Source organism: Roseivirga sp. AWQ4_251 (genome assembly GCF_056158225.1).
The window spans coordinates 2688015-2707141 of sequence record NZ_JBSWSW010000001.1 but is presented as its reverse complement, the minus strand read 5'-3'; the positions used below and the strand labels follow the sequence as shown (position 1 = coordinate 2707141).

Here is a 19127-nt window from a genome sequence, read left to right as displayed (position 1 = left end):
TCTCATTTGCTTTTGATGAAATAGGAACCTCAACTTTTGGAGAGTTCTGGTTGTATTTAGAAGCGAGCCCAGGTTATCAGGAAAGTAATTGAGGAATTGTTCAAAAAGGCGAAATGTAGGTTTGCACAGTGTTTGAGCTATAGCGCCTTCTTCTCTAGTTTCTTTTTGATATGGGCAGATATAGGAAATAGCCATAATCTTAGGTTGGGATTCCAACCGCCTTTTAATTTTTTTGCCTTTTCAATGAGTTCGCTATTGTATGGAATGGCAATTCCGAAAAAGGACTTTCCTTCGATATGAATGGACTCTATTTTTCTTATGTGTCTCGATTTAATAAAAAAGAAAAACCAACTGAATAATCAAGTTGGTTTTCTAATGTCTAAAATATGATGTCTAGTTTCTAAATTAGCCAAACAAATCACTGCTTAGGTATCTATCTCCTCGGTCGCAGATGATGTGCACAATAATACCTTCTTCAATTTCATTGGCAATCTGCAGGGCCGCATGTAATGCTCCGCCAGAACTCATGCCGGCAAGAATTCCTTCTTCTTTGGCTAGTCTGCGGGTAGTTTGGGTGGCATCTTCTTCGCTTACATCAATTACGCGGTCTACTCTTTCGGGCTCGAATATTTTAGGGAGAAATTCAGGTGACCATCTTCTAATGCCTGGAATGCTGGAGCCATCAGTCGGTTGTGTACCCACGATCTGGATTTCAGGGTTCTGCTCTTTTAAATAGCGAGAAACGCCCATAATGGTGCCTGTAGTGCCCATGGCCGACACAAAATGTGTAACCTTGCCATCGGTATCTCGCCAAATTTCTGGGCCTGTGGTTTTATAATGCTGGCCGTAATTATCTGCATTGGCAAATTGATTCAGCATAAAGTAACCGTCCTCATTCGCCATTTTCTCGGCTAATGTGCGAGAATATTCTATGGTTTGTTTGGCGGGTGTAAGGATCACTTTGGCACCATAAGCTTCCATGCTCAAAACCCTTTCCCGAGTAGAATTGTCGGGCATAATCAGGGTCATTTCAACGCCCATAATACTGGCAATCATGGCTAAGGCAATACCGGTGTTTCCGCTGGTGGCTTCTACCAATTTGTCGCCTTTTTTGATTTCACCACGGTCCAATGCGCCTTTGATCATTCCGTAAGCTGCTCGATCTTTTACACTGCCGCCCGGGTTGTTTCCTTCCAGCTTACCCAAGATTTTCACCTTTGGGTTTTTGTGCATGTATTGATATTCTATAAGAGGTGTGTTTCCGATTAGCTGTTCAATGGTCATGCGCTTTGGCCTTTAAAAATGATGGTTTCTTTTTCTCCGTTATTACTCATTTGAGCTTGGTAGTAAATTTTTGAATAGGCAGGAATGCTTCGGGTAAGCCATACATTACCGCCAATAATGGAATCGTGGCCAATGAGCGTATTGCCGCCCAAAATGGTGGCACCGGCATAGATCACCACATTATCGCCAATGGTCGGATGTCGCTTGGTGGTAGCATCTTCCTTATCCACACTGAGTGCGCCAAGTGTTACCCCTTGATATACTTTTACATGGTCGCCAATGATGGTGGTTTCGCCAATTACCACACCCGTTCCGTGGTCTATACAGAAGGAATGGCCAATAGAAGCGGCAGGGTGGATGTCGATTCCTGTTTTGCTGTGGGCATATTCCGAAATGATTCTTGGAATTAACTGAACCTCTAACTGATGAAGCAAATGAGCTACACGATGAGCCGCTATCGCGAAAAAGCCCGGGTAAGTTCTAACCACTTCAGTTCGGCTTTTGGCAGCAGGATCACCTTCGAAAAGCGCAGTAATATCTTCTTCAAGTCTTTCGTAAACCTCAGGCAATTGCTCAAAAAAATGTTGAGTCAAATCGCTAGGATCCATTTCGGATTTGATTGGGTTTTTAGAAAGAATTTGGTGCAGCTGAAGTTTTAGCTTTTCAATATGAAGCTCGAATTCTCTTTGAGAATTAAAGGTCTGCCTTCCGAAATCAGGAAAAAGCGTGGCTAAAAGCTCATTGAACCAATGGGCTACGGTTTCTGGTGAAGGGCAACTAGGGCAAGCCTGTTGACGAACATAAAGTTTATTGACGAAATCGCGATTCATAACAGCATAATTACTAAGCGTGATAAAGAGTTCAGCGTCTGAATTAAAAGAATGGATTCTTTCGGGTTCAGGTATTTTGGCAGACGAACTTCCTTCGCAAAGGTTGTAGTTTTAGTCTATAAAACCGATAGGTTAAACTAATTTTAAAATGGAGAGACTTATGAAAACCTTCTCATTCCGCTCATAAAGTCGCGCTTCGATTTTCTTTCACTCGCATTGATCATGAAATACAATACCGGGCCAATGAGAAAGGCATTGAACAAAGGCAGATAAAGTGCTCTAGATCGATTTCTTTTTCGGCTGCTCCGCTGTTTCATGTATTGCATAAAACTGATGGTGTAAGAGACCAAAAGAAAAGTGCCGAAAAGAATCCAAAGCGTAATGTTCATACATGCTGTAACGTGTTTGGATAGCATGAGTTGAAAAAAGATTAGAAATGGATTCGGTAAAGAAAACTCATGCCTATTTCGTTATACTTGCCCAAGTGTTCACCATTTATGCTCAAGCTTGTATTGATTCTATAAAAGTTATGCGATAACTGCCACTTAAGTTGAGTTTGTTGCTTCCAACGTTTAATCTGTCCTTCAAAGTTGATGAGCCTAGAGAAAATGGGAATGCCTAGCTCGGTAATAAGTGCTACATTTTTTTCTTTATGACTTTCCTGCTCACTTGTTTGCTGACCAATTCCTAAACCTACCCGCCATTGTTTTAAATACAAGGAATTAATAATTCCAATTTCTTTTAAATCAATGTATTGAGATTCTATTAGAGTGTTTCTCTCTTTATATTCTACACTGGTGTTAATGATTTTTTTGCAAGTTTGAAAAGATACTTTTTATCTAATCTGAATTGAGTTCTTCGATTTTCTCCTTTGAATTGATGATTGAAATCCAAAGAGATATGAGGGCTAAAGCCCCTGAAGAGCGAAGTAATTTCGCTCTTGAAGCTTAGACCATACGGTGTATTCATAAATCCCGAAGATGGGCCAATAGAAACATATCGAGGAGCATAATAACATAACAAAATGTTTTGTGATAGTACGCTGGTATCCAAGCTTAAGGCCGCGTTTATTATATTACTGTCAGCAATAGGTATTTCTTGAGTTACGTATCCTAGAAATTTAAAAATCAGTTTGCCTTCCCTTTTGGGGATTTGAATTTTATAAAAACCATTTAAATCTGTGAGGGTCGTGTAAGAGGTGTTTTCTACTGTAACTGAGACACTAGGGAGAGCCATACTATCTAGTGTGTCAATTACCCTTCCTGTTATGGTGATTTGTGCTTTTGATGAAATCGAGCTGAAAATAACTAGGTTTAAGAATAAAAAATACCTCCTCATGTTTGTTAAAACAATTCAGAAATAGGAAGCCCTCATTAAGCAGGTAAGGGAGCAAGTAGTCCATTTAAAGCATATACTTTATGATTGCCTTTCTTGCCTTTTACTTCAATTTCGTATTCTCCACTGATGGTGCACCAACGTTCAAATTTTCTGTACAGGTCGTCTGAAATTAGAAAGCTCGTGTTTAAGGTTTTGTTGGCTTGCTCTATTCTGGATGCAAAATTTACCGTATCGCCAATGGCAGCCTCTTTTTGCATGCCTTCAATACCAATGGTGCCCCAAATTACTTTGCCTGTATGAGCACCCAACCTGATTTTAAAATCAGAATTGACAAGGTCGTGAACCTGCTCATCGAAACGTTTGATGGCTTGTTGCAATTCAAAGCCGGCATTGATTACATGGCGGGCGTGATCTTTGTTATTATTGAGCCCGAAAATGGCCAAGAAACCATCGCCATAATAGTCTATAATTCTGCCCTGGTGCTTTTTTACAATCGTGCCCGCGATATAGAAATATCGGTTTAGCACATGTACAACGTCATAAGCTGGAGTCCGCTCGGTAAAAGCGGTGTAATCGGCAATGTCTACAAATAGAACGGAAGCGTCTATGATTTCGCCCAAGCTTCGCGGATTGCCAGTAATACCCGAAAGAATGATTTGTTTATCGATATCATCTAAAACCAATCTTCGCGCTTCTACTGGGCCACAAACTGTGGTTTGGCAAGCCAATCGTATTTCAGGGCTGAGTTTTAAAGTGTCGGCTAACTTTTGTTCCTTTTCGTTTCTAGGATTAACATTTTCTAAACCTTCATCAATAAAAACTCGGCAGGTGCTGCACTCGGCTTTTCCACCGCAGGCATGGGCATGAGGAATACCATGTTTGAGAGAGGCTTCCAAAATGGTTTCTCCCTGCTCACAGTTTACATGAATATGTTCAGAATTGAGTGTTAACTCGGCCATTACAAGTATTCAGAAAGCTCTAACCAACGCATTTCCTTTTCTTCAAGGGCATCGTTGATTTTCTGAAGGTCCGAAGCCCATTGCGTTAAAGTTTCGTGATCTGTTGAGCCACTGTTCATTTTTTCGATCAAAACTTCTTTCTCTTTTTCAAGCTTAGGAATTTCATTCTCTAAGCCTTCAAACTCCCTTTTTTCGTTGAACGATAGCTTCTTTTTGTCTTTGTTTTCTTTTTGAACTACAGGCTTTTCGACAGTTTTTGGCTTTGCTACTTCCTTGGTTTTTGCGGTTTCTTCCAATCGCCAATCCGTGTAGTTGCCGTTATAATCTTTAATCACACCTTCGCCCTCAAAAACAAAGAGGTGATTTACCAATTTGTCAACAAAATATCGGTCGTGAGATACCAACACCAAACAGCCGTCAAAAGATTCCAGAAAGTTTTCCAATGTGTTTAAGGTGATCAAATCAAGGTCATTGGTGGGCTCATCGAGAATCAGGAAATTTGGGCTCTGAATTAAAATCTGAAGCAGCTGAAGTCTTCTTTTTTCACCTCCGCTCAGTTTGCCAATAGGTTTGTATTGAACTTCTGGTGGAAACAAAAACCGAGTTAAGAACTGCGAAACAGGAATGCTTTGGCCTTTACCAACTTCTACAAACTCAGCAATTTCTTTAGCGAATTCAATTACGGTTTGGGTATCGATAAAACTGAATTCTTGTTGGCGGTAATAACCGAATTTTGTGGTTTGGCCTAAGTCTATTTCTCCGCCATTTGCAGTCAATTCACCAGTAATAATTTTAAGAAGGGTAGTCTTTCCGCTTCCATTTGCACCTACGATTCCGACTCTGTCTTTTCGAGGGAAAACATAAGAGAAGTTCTCGATTAATCTCTTATCTCCGAAACCGTGGCTAAGTCCTTCAATTTCTAGCACCTTTTTGCCTTGGCGAGCCGTTTGAGCGTTCAGTTCTAAACTGGCATCGTTGCTGCCCGAAAATGCTTTCTTTTTGGTGTCCTCAAAGGCGTCAACCCTATATTTTGCTTTGGTTCCTCTGGCCTGAGGTTGCCTTCTAATCCATTCTAGCTCTTTTTTATAAAGGTTTTGAGCTTTTTCTATCGAAGCTTTTTCTGAGGTTTGCCTTTCGCTCTTTTTCTCTAAAAAGTTGGCATAATCACCTTTATAACGGAAGAGTTTTCCGTTTTCTAACTCAACAATTTCATTGGTCACTTTTTCTAGGAAATAACGATCGTGAGTTACTAAAATTAGCGCCATGTTAGCGGTTCCTAAATAATTTTCGAGCCATTCAATGCTGTCAATGTCCAGGTGGTTGGTAGGCTCATCGAGAATGAGCAAGTCAGGTTTTTGGATCAGTACTTGGGCCAAGGCTACTCGCTTTTGTTGCCCTCCAGAAAGTTTGGTCACCTCAGCTTCCAGTTCATGAATGCCCAGTTGCCCCAAAATTTGTTTGGCTTGGCTTTCTTGATCCCATGCGTTTAATGCATCGATTCGCTCAATAATTTCCTGCATCTCATTTTCAACAGGCATTCCGCGTTCCGCTTTCAGCATTACTTTTTGGTAGCGATTTAAAAGCCGAAGCGATTCGTCATCGCTATCGAAAACTGCATCCAAAACGGTTTGATTGGCCGCGAACTTAGGGTTTTGCACCAAAGCCCGAACGTTGATGTCGTTACGGAAAACGACATCCCCAGAATCTGCGGTTTCTTCTCCTGTCAAAATTTTCAGTAGGGTAGATTTTCCCGATCCGTTTACGCCAACCAGCGCCACTTTTTGTCCTTGGTCTAAGCCTAGCGAAACCTCATTTAAGATTTTTCGGTCGCCAAAGGTTTTCGATATGTTTTCTAACGATAAGTAATTCACAATGCAATCTAGAAATGTAAAGGCAAAAGTAATTAAAGTTGCGAGCAAGCAATTGGCATCAATGCACAGAATAAAATTAGTTTTCGTTAAAAATCATTTTCTTTGCAGCCCTCAAAAAAATAGGCAATAACCAAGCTGCTGTATTAATCGGAGAAATGCATGGTTGAGTGTAGATGTATTTGTCTTGATTGACAGTATGCTTAAATAATATTGATAAATTTATCAAAGGGCAATGTGCCATTTGAGCCATATGGTTAATGAAAATCCAAATATTGACGAACTACTGTTGCGTGTAGCCGAGGCTACTCATGTTTTGGTGTCCGAAAGTTTAGGTCCGGCTATTGAGAATTCAATTTCGGTAATGGGCGAATACCTCAGTGCATCCGTTGCTTTTGTGATGGAAACCAAGCCGATTGGCGATGGCCAATGGGACTGTCGCTTGGCTCATGCTTGGCGTAAAGAAAATTTACCTCAAAGTAATAATGAAGACCGAGGTTTCGATGGCTGCAATATTCTATTGACGCGTTTGATGGCTGGTGAAGTAGTTGATGCTGGGGTTTCAGAGTTTTCAGAATCAGTAAGAGAGCATCCGTTCTTTTATCAGATTCAACACGCTTCCTTCTTCCCGATTTTTAACAAAGAGCAGTTTTGGGGCGTTTTCGGAATCGCTTTTTCTGAGCAAAAACAACCTTTTTCTCATTCGGAAGTTTCCTTGCTTTCGGTGTTTGCCCGTTCAATCGGCAGTGCTGTAGGGCGTTATTTCTTAGAAGAAAACCTCGAACATTTAATAGAAGAGCGAACAGAAGAACTTCAGAAAAGCAGAGAGCTGTTTATGTTGGCTGTGGAAGGTTCTCAAGATGGAATCTGGGACTGGAATATTCAAGATAACACCACATATTGGTCGCCCAGAATGTACGAGCAATTGGGCTTTGAACCCAATGAGTTTGACCCGGGAGAAGATCGCTTCTTTGAAATGATTCACCCGGATGATAAGCAAATGATCAGAAACAGGCTCGATCGTCATTTGAAAGAAGGTGTGCCATACAGGGCTGAATTCAGAATGAAGACCAAGGAAGGGAATTATCGATGGTTCAGAACAAGCGGACAAGCGGCTTGGGATATTTCTGGCGAAGCCAAAAGAATGGTGGGGAGCCATGAGGATATTCACGAACAGCAAACAAGCCATCAAATGCTAAGGCAGTCCGAAGAACGTTTTCGGATGATTATTAAGTACCATCCCAGTGCGGTTTTTGTGGTGAACAAAGCGGCTGAAATTGTGCACTTCAGTCAAAAGGCCGTGGATCTTTTTGGCTATTCTTCCGAAGAACTGAAAGGCATGAAAATTCACAAGCTTCTACCTGATCATTTGAAAGATCGGCATCCAGACCTTTTTTCTGATTTTATGCGAAAGCCCCGGGTTCTTCTTTTGGGTAAGGATATGAATGCCAGGGCTTTGAAAAAAAGCGGAGAAGTACTTTATGTGGAAGTTGGTCTCAGTTCTGTAATCGTGAGAGATGAAAATCTGGCCATGGCTATGATTACTGATATTTCTCAAAAACGCGAGGCGGTGATAGCCTTAGATGAAAGCCACCGCAGAATGAACGACTTAGTCAATAATTTACCCGGAATGGTTTACCGCTGCAAAGCCGATAAAAACTGGTCGGTAGAATATATAAGTTCGGCATGTGTGGAGCTTACAGGTTATCCACCCGATTATTTCTACTCCGATCCCGATAGCCAAGGCTATGGAAAACTCATTCATGAAGATGATCAGGATGATGTTTGGGAGCAGATTACAGATGCGGTGAGCGAGAGAAAGTCTTTCAGGATTATCTACCGTATTCGCGATAAGGAGAAGGTTCAAAAGTGGATTTGGGAACAAGGCAATGGAGTGTACGCAGAAAATGGCGAAGTTGAAGCATTAGAGGGTTGTGTGTTTGATATAACGCCTTTGGTGCACAGCCAAGAACGTGTAAAAAGTGCTATTTATAAAGCTGAAGCGCTTGAACGAACCAAAATGGCCGCAGATATTCACGATGGTTTGCAACAAACTTTGAGTGTTTGTGCTTTGAACCTTCAGTATTTAGAAACCGAAGTTGGTGAGTTGAGTGAAGGCGCTCAAAAAAGGTTTGAAAATAGCCGAACTTCTTTGAAAAAGGCCGTTAATGAAAGTCGCAGAATTGCGCAGCGTCTGATGCCTTTGGCCATTCACGAAATGGGCTTAAAGCAAGCGCTTAAAAATTTGGTTGAAGAAATTGGAGAAACCGGAGCCTTAAAGTGCTCTTTTTATTCCAACCTGAAAACCAAAATGACAGAAGAAGTAGAGGTCGGTTTATATAGAATGACCCAAGAAGCCTTGAGCAATATGCTAAAATATGCGAATGCAAAACATTTAAACGTTCAACTCGTGGAACTAAAAAATGGTATTCAGCTTATGATTGAAGATGATGGTCTTGGTTTCGACAAGAATAAAATAGATATTTATAAGAGTGGCTACGGTTTAATGGGGATGAAAAGCAGGATAAGTGCTTTAAGCGGTAGCCTTCTTATTGACTCAACACCTGGAAAAGGAACTACAGTAATAGCACAGGTTCCCATAAAGTAAGCTTAAATGGATTCTTTATACAGTGTATTTTTAGTAGATGACCATCCCTTAGTAATCGATGGAATTTTGGGTTATTTAGAAGGAGATAACCAATACGAAGTGAAAGGCACAGCCAACAACGGGAAAGAAGCGCTTCAGAAACTGAGCGATTTAGACGTTGATGTGGTTTTTACTGATATCAACATGCCTGTTATGGACGGGGTTGAGCTTTCGCGAAAACTTTTAAGCCAAAACCCTTCACAGAAAATCATAGCCTTGAGCATGTATGGCGAAGCCCAACAAATCAAAAAAATGCTCCAAGTTGGGGTAATGGGCTACGTTTTAAAAAACAGTACCAAATCTCAAATTCAAAAGGCAATTGAAGCCGTGGCTTCTGGCGGTCAGTTCTATTCCCCCGAAGTAACCCATGTAATTATGAATAAATTACGAGGGAATATGGAAGAAGAACTTGCGCCTGTTCAACTGGATTTGACCAGTAGAGAAAGAGAAATCTTATATCATATCTTAAATCAGAATTCCAATCAGGAAATCGCTGAAAAACTATTTATCAGCACCAGGACTGTTGAAGCCCACAAGAGAAATTTGCTGGAAAAAACAGGCAGTAAAAACGTTGCAGGCTTGGTGCTTTACGCCCTCGATAACCACATTTTCGAAGAGTTCTAGTTTTCTTTAGTGTTGTTTACATACTTGAATATGTATTTCGCTTACATTTTTTAGGTGAAACACGTAGTCCGAAATTCCGTCTTTTGCCGATTTATAACTGTCATCGGTACGGTAATTTTGTATTGTAGATTAGAGCTTGAGGGGATGGATCGACACGAGAATCACTTAATTGGTGAGGGGCAGGAAGATTCTGATACCTCACTAGCAAATAAATTGACAGAAGAACTCCTTTATACCATTGAGAACGTAGAGCGAAGCGCAAGGCGTTTGAATAACCATAAAGGCAAATTAGGAAGTAGAGTTCAAGTTCTAGAACAGATGATTCTAGAGGCAGTTAAGGTAAACGGTCTGTTGAAAGGGATGTTGGATGATGTGCAATCGGAAAACCAGACCGATACCGATACCCACAGTAATGATTCATGACTTGCTGACCAAGGTTTTTGTGAAGTTGGAAAGTGGTGTGTGATGTGAAGTTGATGAGTGTGTGAAAGGGCGGCTTTTAGTCGCCCTTTATTTTTTTCCTTTTTTTAAAGAAGAGCTTAAGGCAGAAGGTGTGTTTTTTCTTTAAAGCATAAATGTTCTTCATCTGACCTCTCGGTACATCTTTCTGAAATGTGTTTCGTATCTTCAAAGAACTTAACATTTCAGAAGGATTTCTTCTAATGACAAATAGCTCAACGGCCGTCTTATTTTTCACCAGAACCTTTTCTGAGGAATATAAGGCTAAACCTATGAGTTTAAGCAAAGGCCAGTTCGAGCAGCTTTATCACTTCTGGATAAAAAGTACAACCGCTAAAGTTCAAGAAAGTGGTCTTCCCTTTATTCATTTTGATTCTTCTCAACAGCAAGGCGAAAGTTTTGGCGAAAGACTGAGCTATGCACTTCAATGTGTGTCCGATCAAGGTTTCGAGAATGTAATCGTTATCGGGAATGATGCGCCAGGCCTTACTGCCGAGCATTTGCTTTCAGCCCATGAGGCGTTGAGTTCAGGAAAGCATGTTTTGGGCAAAGATCAGCGTGGTGGTGCCTTCTTAATCGGTTTAAAGTTATCGGATTTTGATCGTCAAGCTTTTCAACAGTTGAGTTGGCAAAGCGCCAAGGTCTTTCGGCAATTGCAGTCTCTTCTTGTTGATTGTGTATGCCTAAATGAAGAAAGAGATGTTAATGTTTTTGCTGACCTCAAGCTTTTGCTTCGTACACCATCCGATGGGCTACTCCACTTCGTATGTTTTCTGAAGGTTCTTTTGAGGCTTCGTAAATTTCTGGATGTTCGAGCCATAGATAGGGAGCAAGGTTTCGAAAATTCTTTTCTTAGAAGAGGGCCACCCGTTTTGGCCTAAATCTAACTGAATCCATTTATCAATATTCATAGCTCATTTTCTGGGCTAGTATTAATCGTGTTTTATAAAAATTGAAATAATTACCTATGGCAAATCCATATTACGATTCCGCAGACCTTAAAAAATTTGGCCAAATCACAGAGTTTCAGGAAGAGCTTGGAACCAAATTCTTTGAATACTATGAAAGTGTTTTCAAACCAGGGGCGCTTTCGGCTCGCGAAAAATCTTTGATCGCATTGGCTGTGGCGCATGCCGTTCAATGCCCGTATTGCATCGATGCTTATACCGATGCCAGCATGAAAAAAGGAGCCGATGAAGAGCAAATGATGGAAGCTGTGCATGTGGCGGCCGCCATAAAAGGCGGAGCTGCGCTGGTTCATGGTGTTCAAATGATGAACAAAGTGAAAGAGAAAATGATGTAATATGACGTTAAAAACGCTCAAAAGAGAAAAACACTGGCTTTCTTCACCCAAGGAGCAAATCAAGATTTTAAGCGATAATGAGTCTATTGGGGTGACTTCCTTTCATTCAAAATTGAAGGATATGGGAATGTCGTCTCTCAAACCTGTAAGTGTCGATACTTTTCAGATTAATGTTGGGAAAATGTGCAATCAGGTTTGCAAACATTGCCATGTGGATGCAGGCCCCGACAGAAAGGAAATCATGACGCAGGATACCATGCAGCTCTGTTTGGATGCGTTGAAGAATTCTCCGGTAAAAACGGTGGATTTGACGGGCGGGGCTCCAGAAATGAATCCGAATTTCAGATGGTTTGTGGAAGAGCTCTCGAAGCTGGGTAAGCAAGTTATCGTACGATGTAACCTGACCATAATTCTGGCGAACCCAAAGTACCACGATCTGCCCGAGTTTTTTAAAAAACACAAAGTAAATGTAGTGTCTTCGTTGCCTTCGTTTACAGCCAGAAGAACCGATGCTCAGCGTGGCGATGGCGTTTTTGGCAAGTCTATTCAGGCTTTGCAAATGCTGAATGAAGTTGGTTATGGAAAGGACGGTTCGGGTTTGAAACTCGACTTGGTGTACAATCCGTCAGGCGCTTATTTGCCAGACGATCAAGAGATTTTGAAGCAAGAGTTTGCCGCCAAACTCAAAGAACAATATGATATTGTTTTCAACGATTTGTTTGCGATCACCAACTTGCCTGTAAGTCGTTTCTTAGATTATCTGCTCAATTCAGGGAATTATGAAGAGTACATGGCGGAATTGGCCAATGCTTTTAATCCTGCTGCAGCAGAAGGGGTAATGTGCCGAAGCATGGTCTCTATTGGTTGGGATGGCTATTTATACGATTGCGATTTTAATCAAATGTTGGAGCTCAAATTAGGTCAAGATGCACCTAAACACATTCGTGACTTTGATTTCGAAAAGGTTATGGATCGAAAAATCATCATAAACCAACACTGTTTTGGCTGCACCGCTGGTGCTGGGTCGAGCTGCGGAGGAACTACTACAAATTAAAACCTATGGAAACTTATTTAGAAACCACTAAAGATATTTACAAAAAGGCAGCCGAGACTCCAGATGTGGGGCTGTGTTGCACGACTACGCCTGTTTGGGCTTTTCCAGGTTTGGAAATTCCCAATATTATGAAGGAAATGAATTACGGTTGCGGTAGCACCGTTCATCCTCGCGATCTTATCAATTCGCCTAAAATTCTTTACGTTGGCGTAGGGGGAGGTATGGAATTGCTTCAGTTTTCCTATTTCAACAGGCAAAAGGCAGGAGTGATTGGAGTGGATGTGGTAGATGAAATGCTCGAGGCTTGCCAACGGAATTTCGATTTGGCTGCACAACAAAATGACTGGTTCGATCCTTCTTTTGTAGAGTTGAAAAAGGGCGATGCGCTGCATTTGCCTATTGAAGACGAAACAGTGGATGTAGCCGCTCAGAATTGCCTTTTCAATATTTTTCATGAAGAAGACCTAAAACAGGCTTTGAAAGAAATGTATCGAGTGCTGAAGCCTCACGGAAGGCTCGTGCTTTCTGACCCAATAGCTGAGCAGAAAATGCCCGATTCGCTAAAGTTTGATGAGCGTTTAAGAGGATTGTGTTTGAGTGGTGCACTTCCTTTGAAGGAGTATGTTAAAATGATTACAGATATTGGTTTTGGCACCATCGAAATTCGAGCGAAAAGGCCATATCGAATTCTTCATCCTAAACAATACGATACACCAGAAGCTATTTTTATAGAGAGTGTTGAAGTGTGCGCCATTAAGGATCCAATGCCGGAAGATGGACCGTGCGTGTTTACAGGGCGGACGGCTATTTATATTGGAGATCAAGAATGTTATGACGACCATAAGGGCCATGTTTTGTTGCCTAATCAGCCATTGTCAGTTTGTGATAAAACAGCAGGAAATTTAGAAGCACTTGGCAGTCCAGATATTTGGGTGTCGCCAAGTACGTTCTTTTACGATGGAGGCGGCTGTTGCTAAATTTTATAATTAACTTATTGAAGGAGAGGTTGCTATGGTGGCCTCTCCTTTTTTGTGGAATGTGTTTTATTGGCTTAAGGGAAAGCCTCAGAAAATTAGGTGAAATGCCTAAATCTCAGATTTGGGTTTTTAACCCATAGCCATAAAAAAGGGTGGTGCTACATTTGTAATGTAATCAATCATAAAGCTGATTAATAATAAAAAATAAAGTCAGGATTGATAAAAAATGAAGTAACTCCTTTTCACCTAAAGGAAATGAGCATCAGGCTAAGCTCCTAAACCTGAAAAGATATTTGGAGCCAGATAGCTGGGTTCTGGCTCTAAAAATACAAGTGTTTCGTAAGAGGCACACCCTTAGAGACAGACAAGGTTAGAAAGTAGAGTTTTAGTTTTAGTAAGTAGTATTGAGTTTAACGGAGCGCACCAATGATTGTCAGATGGAGAGAAGTTGGTCGTGGAGATTGGATGTGAAGTTGAAGTGCAAATGAGAAGGGCAACCTGGTAAGGTTGTCCTTTTTTTGTTCATTAGGTTATGGGAATAAAAAAAGACCTTCAGGATTTCCGAAGGTCTTTTTAGTTTGTGATCCGCTCAGGACTCGAACCTGAAACCTACTGCTTAGAAGGCAGTTGCTCTATCCAGTTGAGCTAGCGGACCAACTTGCTTTTTCAAAAGCGAGTGCAAATATAGGAAAAAGGATTTTCTTTAAACAAGCCCAAAGCCAATTTAATTCGAAAAAAAATATTCGTTAATTTTTCAGCATGCAATACAGACTGTTAAAACGAGCTCAGATTGAAGTGAGCGAAATCTCATTTGGTTGTATGTCTATCGATTTGAATGGCTCAGGAAATGAGGCCTTGATCCATCAAGCCATAGATGGAGGTATAAACTACTTTGATACGGCCGACTTATATGACAAAGGAGAAAATGAGGCCTTCCTTGGTAAAGCCTTAAAAGACAAGAGGAACCAAATTGTGTTGGCAACAAAGGTAGGGAATGAGCTTAGGCCGAAGGGAGATGGCTGGGATTGGAATCCTAGGAAAAGTTATATTCTGAAAGCGATAGACAAAAGCTTAGCTCGGCTTCAAACAGACTATATCGATATTTATCAACTGCATGGCGGAACCATTGAAGATAATAGAGATGAAGTGATTGAGGCTTTTGAAATGCTACAAGAGCAAGGGAAGATTTTACATTATGGAATCTCATCCATTCGCCCCAATGTGATTGAGCCTTATGTTGCCCATTCAAAAATTGTTAGCAATATGATGCAGTATAGTTTGTTGGATAGAAGATCAGAGGAAAGTATGATGGATCTGCTTCAACAAAATGGAGTTGGGCTTATGATTAGAGGAGGATTGGCACGTGGGATTTTGGCAGGTAAGAGCATAAGTGATTATTTAGATTATAAATCAGAAGATATTGATTTACTGTTGAATAAGATGCGTTCTTTCTCAATTGAGAAAACACCACTTTCTCATGTTGCACTCCAATGGATTCTAAGTCATAAGGCTGTGAGTTCTGTTGTGCTTGGAATTCGAACTAAAGCACAGTTGGAAGAGGCTCTGGCTTATTCTCGTTCTTCTAGAATTTCTGATGAAGATTTGGATGCGTTAGGATGTGTGCTTCCGGCTAACGTTTACCAAAGTCATAGGATTTAGTGGTGTGGTGAATTCTATTTAAGAAAAGAAGTAGTGTTCAAATTCAAAGAGGTTTCCGTGTCGGTTTTTAGAGGCTTCAGAATGAAAATCAATAACGGACTGAACTTAAAAAGTTTCAAAACGCTTAAATTCAATTAATCGATCATGTAACCCTATTTTCGTTTTTGCAATCGAGGATGTCGGTTTATCGAGAAATCATTTTTAAGTTCGTGTCTCACCCTAAAAATCTAATCATGAGTGTTCAGGTCAATCCATCCAATCTCCAGTTTTTGAAAGAACTTTCAGAACATAATGAAAGAGAGTGGTTCAGTGAAAATAAGGAGAGGTACGAGGCTGCTCACAAGAACACCATTGCTGTAGCAGACGAACTTTTGGCCAAGCTTTCTGCTCATGATCAAATTACCACGGCCAGTGGAAAAAAGAGTTTGATGAGAGTATATCGCGATGTGCGTTTTTCAAAAGATAAGAGTCCGTATAATCCCCGATGGGCTGGAAGTTTTGCAAGGCAAAAACCCGAATTGCGTGGAGGTTATTTTTTCTCCATCAAGCCCGGGGAGTTTGTTGTGGGAGGCGGTTTTTACGGCCCTAATCCAGCCGACTTAAAGCTTATTCGAGATCATATTGCGCAAGACGATCAGCCCCTTCGCGATGTGCTAGAAAGCAGTGACTTTAAAAAAGTGTTTGGGCACATTCAGGGAGATCAGGTGAAATCTGCTCCAAAAGGCTTTGCGAAAGATCATCCCTCAATCGATCTGCTCCGGTATAAATCCATGTACGCCTTTCGGAATTTTTCAGATGAGGAAGTGATGAGCGCGGATTTCACGGATCGAGCAGTGGAGGTGTTTTTGAGTTTAAGGCCTTTCTTCGATGTGATGACGGAATTTTTAACCACCGACATGAATGGAATTTCATTGATTGAGTATTAGGCTTTAAGTTGCACCTTCTTCCGTTTTCAATAACATGAATAAAAAAGTCATTTTCGAATTTCTCGAAGCTCTAACTGCTAATAATTCCAAAGAATGGATGGATGCCAACCGCAAATGGTACGAAGAAGCCAAGGCTGCACTTATCGAGGTTTTCGATCCTATTTTGATGAAGCTAAAGGATATTGATCCTCGCATTGTACAGCCTAATGCCCGAAAGTCGATTTACCGAATCAACAACAATTTGATGTTTCATCCGGACCGCCCAACGTATAAAGACCATTTTGGGGTGGGCTTTGGGCATGGCAAAGGTCTGGCCGATTTTTATGTTCATTTGGGTGTTTCTGAATGCTTTGTTGCGGGCGGTTTGTGGCATCCTTCTACCGAAAAGTTGAAAATGGTAAGAACAGAAGTTGATTATGAAGCTCAAAAGCTGAAACGAATTTTATCGGCTTCCGATTTTCAGGAGATTTATGGCGATTTTTGGCAAGGTGATAAGTTGAAAACTTCCCCTAAAGGCTATGATAAGGATCATGAAATGATTGACGTTTTAAAGCTGAAAAGTTTTGCTGTGGTTGGCGATTTGAAAAAGGCCGATGTACTTTCGGGGGATTTTGAACAGAAGATCATCGATTCATACACCGCAGTTTTACCTCTAATCGACTTTTTAAATGTTGCTATTTTGGAGGATTAATTTTTAAATTGTCGTCTTGAATTGAGGAGTTAAAATCAAAAACAATGAAAAAGATTTTATATACAGTTTTCGGGTTGATGTTGGTTTTCGGAGCTATGGCTCAAGAAACTAAACTTGCCCATGGCCCTGAAATAGAGTTTAAAGAAAAACTATACGATTTTGGTGTAATCTCGCAAGGAGATACCGTGTTGCATACTTTCGTGTTTGAAAACACAGGAGGAGAGGATTTGAAAATTCTCTCGGCAAGAGGTTCTTGTGGTTGTACGGTGCCAAGCTATCCACACGAAGCTATTGCGGCTGGTAAAAAAGGTGAAATCAAAGTTCGTTTTGTGAGTGCCGGAAAAAGAGGTAATCAGAACAAAACCGTGACTTTGGTTACTAATGCCCCAGAATCACAACAGGTAATTCTTACGCTTAGGGGAAGTGTTCAAGTAGCTATTCCCGAAGAAGAGAAATAAAGATAATTTTAGATATAGAGAAGGTGACTCGAAAGGTCGCCTTTTTTTATGCCTTTCAGTTTTTTGATGACCATTCGTTTGCTGAATTTTCTGAGGGCTAAAAAGTTGATTGAGGCGAGTTGAGGTAGGTTTTTGCTCGGAATTGCAGAGTTCTTCTGAAATAGTGAAATCAGCGTAACTCGTTCTCTTTTAAAAAGTTTGAAGATTTTTTAAATTTCTCACAATATGACTTCTCGAAATCTCGTTTGACGGTTTTCTTCTGAGCCATGCGATTTGGAATTCTGAAGAAATTTTATTGATTAAGGATATCTTAAAAAAGGTTAAATAATTAATTCAGAGAAGATTACGGGAATTATTGGTTCGAAAAGTGACTTTATTAAAGAGTCACGTCTAACCTCAAAAAATAATGTCTATCACGAATTCGATTCGCATACATGGTTAAGAATAGGGTACTGATTTCAACTTTATTTCTGGGTATATGCATAAGCTTAATAGGACAGGAGCCCAATGAGTTTGTGCGCAAAAAAGTTGAGGCGCTACTTGTCGGTAGGGAAGTGGCGATTCATGGCGATGCTATTTATAGCAAAACTATGCTTCCCGATTTCTATCAAAAGCGAGTGTTTAGTCTTGCCTGGAATGCCAATCAGAAAAGCGATTTCCTTCAAATATTGAGTTTGGCCGAAGAAGAGGGTTTAAATCCAGAAGATTACCATTTCAGGGTTTTGACCGAAAAAGAGAGTATGGCTAGAACTCCGGAAGAAAAGGCCGAAGTAGATGTCTTATTAACCGATGCAGCTTTATTGTACGCCAGCCATTTGCTGAACGGAAAGGTAAATCCGGAAACCATCGATAGCGAATGGAAAGCGGTAAGGCGAGAAGGCAACGCTTCCGATTTTCTGGAAAAGGCGCTTCAAGCAGAGCGTTTATCCGTTGCATTTCAAAGTTTAGCACCCGAAAATGTGGCTTATGCAGGCCTAAAATCTTCGCTTAAAAACTATAGATCAATAGAAGAGCAAGGTGGTTGGTCTTCCATCGCTTCGGGAGAAACCTTGAAACGCGGCATGACCGACAGTGTCAGGGTTCCAAAATTGGTGAATAGGCTTAAAGCTGTAAAACTATTGCCTGCTAATTCAGAAAGTGAATTTGTCTATTCTGAAGAAATTGAACAAGCCATAAAGCTTTATCAGAAAAAGAATGGATTGGAAGTGGACGGCAATTTAGGGAAACAGACCTTGACATCTCTAAATGTGCCTGTTCAAGCTCGCATCGATCAAGTGATTGTGAACATGGAGCGTTACCGATGGATTGCCAAAGAACTGGGTCAGCATTATGTAATGGTGAACATTGCCGATTTCAGAATGCAGGTTTTCAACGAAGGTCAGTTGGCTTATGAGCAGGCAGTGATTGTAGGCAAACCATTTCGCAAAACACCAGTGTTCAGTGGTAAAATGACTTATATGGTTCTGAATCCTTATTGGACAGTTCCCCCGACAATTCTTTATAATGACATGCTGCCTGAAGTAAAGAAGAACGTGGAATACTTGGGGACTAAAAACATTAAGGTGCTTCAGGGCAATGGAAGCAATGCGCAGGAAGTAGATCCACGTACTATTGACTGGTCTAAGCTTTCAAGAACCTACTTTCCTTATACACTCAGGCAAGACCCTGGGCCAACCAATGCTTTGGGGGCGGTAAAATTCATGTTTCCCAATAAATACAATGTGTACATACACGATACTCCAAGTAGAGAGCTCTTTAATAAACCAGACAGAGCTTTTAGCTCAGGTTGTATTCGCTTAAATAAACCTTTGGATTTCGCTCGTTATTTGCTGAAGGGCGATTTGCAATGGGATAATGAAAAATTAGAAAAGGTTATTACATCAGGAAAAGAGCAGACGATTATGCTTAAGAAGCCGCTCAATGTTCATATTCTTTACCTAACCGCTTGGTCAGAAAATGGTGAGGTATGTTTTAGAAAGGATATTTACGAGAGAGATGCTGCGGTGTTGGCGGCCCTTAATCAACCTGCTCCTTCAATTTAATTATGATT

19 protein-coding genes and 1 tRNA gene are annotated in these 19127 nt (G+C 40.8%); 12 read left to right on the top strand and 8 right to left on the bottom strand.

Going from position 1 to position 19127, the window contains the following annotated elements; translation table 11 throughout:
- Positions 1 to 405: 405 nt before the first annotated feature.
- From cysM to ACXACJ_RS11710, 7 genes are all read right to left on the bottom strand, one after another.
- Positions 406 to 1284 carry a cysteine synthase CysM gene (gene cysM / locus ACXACJ_RS11740; RefSeq protein ID WP_475134558.1) on the bottom strand — a complete coding sequence of 293 codons (879 nt, stop codon included), beginning with the start codon at positions 1282 to 1284 and terminating at the stop codon, positions 406 to 408.
- The gene (gene epsC / locus ACXACJ_RS11735; RefSeq protein ID WP_475134557.1) at positions 1281 to 2114 is read right to left on the bottom strand and encodes a serine O-acetyltransferase EpsC; all 834 of its coding nucleotides are present in this window, start codon (positions 2112 to 2114) and stop codon (positions 1281 to 1283) included. Before epsC ends, cysM begins: the two co-directional genes overlap by 4 nt.
- Positions 2115 to 2272: 158 nt before the next feature.
- The gene (locus ACXACJ_RS11730; protein WP_475134556.1) at positions 2273 to 2530 is read right to left on the bottom strand and encodes a hypothetical protein; all 258 of its coding nucleotides are present in this window, start codon (positions 2528 to 2530) and stop codon (positions 2273 to 2275) included.
- A gap of 14 nt (positions 2531 to 2544) precedes the next feature.
- Positions 2545 to 2832: a hypothetical protein gene (locus tag ACXACJ_RS11725; protein ID WP_475134555.1), complete on the bottom strand. Its 288-nt coding sequence runs from the start codon at positions 2830 to 2832 to the stop codon at positions 2545 to 2547.
- Positions 2833 to 2903: 71 nt separating this feature from the next.
- Positions 2904 to 3452: a carboxypeptidase-like regulatory domain-containing protein gene (locus ACXACJ_RS11720; protein WP_475134554.1), complete on the bottom strand. Its 549-nt coding sequence runs from the start codon at positions 3450 to 3452 to the stop codon at positions 2904 to 2906.
- 35 nt (positions 3453 to 3487) lie between these two features.
- Positions 3488 to 4411 (bottom strand): adenylate/guanylate cyclase domain-containing protein, encoded by a 924-nt coding sequence (locus ACXACJ_RS11715; RefSeq protein ID WP_475134553.1) that lies wholly within the window; start codon positions 4409 to 4411, stop codon positions 3488 to 3490.
- A complete protein-coding gene (locus tag ACXACJ_RS11710; protein WP_475134552.1) occupies positions 4411 to 6282 on the bottom strand; it encodes an ABC-F family ATP-binding cassette domain-containing protein in 1872 nt (623 codons plus the stop codon). Before ACXACJ_RS11710 ends, ACXACJ_RS11715 begins: the two co-directional genes overlap by 1 nt.
- A 250-nt stretch (positions 6283 to 6532) precedes the next feature.
- Between ACXACJ_RS11710 and ACXACJ_RS11705 the strand changes: the two genes are divergently transcribed.
- The 7 genes from ACXACJ_RS11705 (at position 6533) to arsM (ending at position 13343) form a co-directional block, all read left to right on the top strand.
- The gene (locus ACXACJ_RS11705) at positions 6533 to 8887 is read left to right on the top strand and encodes a PAS domain-containing protein (RefSeq protein ID WP_475135087.1); all 2355 of its coding nucleotides are present in this window, start codon (positions 6533 to 6535) and stop codon (positions 8885 to 8887) included.
- A 6-nt stretch (positions 8888 to 8893) separates the two neighbouring features.
- Positions 8894 to 9550, top strand: coding sequence for a response regulator (locus ACXACJ_RS11700; RefSeq protein WP_475134551.1), 657 nt, complete (start codon positions 8894 to 8896; stop codon positions 9548 to 9550).
- Between the two features lie 144 nt (positions 9551 to 9694).
- The gene (locus ACXACJ_RS11695; protein ID WP_475134550.1) at positions 9695 to 9973 is read left to right on the top strand and encodes a hypothetical protein; all 279 of its coding nucleotides are present in this window, start codon (positions 9695 to 9697) and stop codon (positions 9971 to 9973) included.
- A gap of 308 nt (positions 9974 to 10281) precedes the next feature.
- Positions 10282 to 10890 carry a TIGR04282 family arsenosugar biosynthesis glycosyltransferase gene (locus ACXACJ_RS11690; protein ID WP_475134549.1) on the top strand — a complete coding sequence of 203 codons (609 nt, stop codon included), beginning with the start codon at positions 10282 to 10284 and terminating at the stop codon, positions 10888 to 10890.
- Positions 10891 to 10976: 86 nt separating this feature from the next.
- A complete protein-coding gene (locus ACXACJ_RS11685; protein WP_475134548.1) occupies positions 10977 to 11312 on the top strand; it encodes an arsenosugar biosynthesis-associated peroxidase-like protein in 336 nt (111 codons plus the stop codon).
- A gap of 1 nt (position 11313) precedes the next feature.
- Entirely contained in the window at positions 11314 to 12366 is a 1053-nt protein-coding gene (arsS, locus tag ACXACJ_RS11680; RefSeq protein ID WP_475134547.1) for an arsenosugar biosynthesis radical SAM (seleno)protein ArsS, read from the top strand.
- Between the two features lie 5 nt (positions 12367 to 12371).
- Positions 12372 to 13343, top strand: a complete 972-nt coding sequence (arsM, locus tag ACXACJ_RS11675) for an arsenosugar biosynthesis arsenite methyltransferase ArsM (protein WP_475134546.1) — start codon at positions 12372 to 12374, stop codon at positions 13341 to 13343.
- Between the two features lie 581 nt (positions 13344 to 13924).
- Here arsM and ACXACJ_RS11670 read toward each other — a convergent pair.
- Positions 13925 to 13998 (bottom strand) — tRNA-Arg (locus ACXACJ_RS11670).
- 104 nt (positions 13999 to 14102) lie between these two features.
- On the opposite strand from ACXACJ_RS11670, the gene ACXACJ_RS11665 reads away from it, so the two are divergent.
- From ACXACJ_RS11665 to ACXACJ_RS11645, 5 genes are all read left to right on the top strand, one after another.
- Entirely contained in the window at positions 14103 to 15002 is a 900-nt protein-coding gene (locus ACXACJ_RS11665; protein ID WP_475134545.1) for an aldo/keto reductase, read from the top strand.
- Between the two features lie 233 nt (positions 15003 to 15235).
- Complete coding sequence (locus tag ACXACJ_RS11660; RefSeq protein WP_475134544.1) at positions 15236 to 15928, top strand: DUF2461 domain-containing protein; 693 nt, start codon at positions 15236 to 15238, stop codon at positions 15926 to 15928.
- 34 nt (positions 15929 to 15962) lie between these two features.
- Entirely contained in the window at positions 15963 to 16619 is a 657-nt protein-coding gene (locus tag ACXACJ_RS11655) for a DUF2461 domain-containing protein (RefSeq protein ID WP_475134543.1), read from the top strand.
- 44 nt (positions 16620 to 16663) lie between these two features.
- Complete coding sequence (locus tag ACXACJ_RS11650) at positions 16664 to 17077, top strand: DUF1573 domain-containing protein (protein ID WP_475134542.1); 414 nt, start codon at positions 16664 to 16666, stop codon at positions 17075 to 17077.
- Positions 17078 to 17511: 434 nt separating this feature from the next.
- Positions 17512 to 19119: a L,D-transpeptidase family protein gene (locus ACXACJ_RS11645; protein WP_475134541.1), complete on the top strand. Its 1608-nt coding sequence runs from the start codon at positions 17512 to 17514 to the stop codon at positions 19117 to 19119.
- Positions 19120 to 19127: the final 8 nt, after the last annotated feature.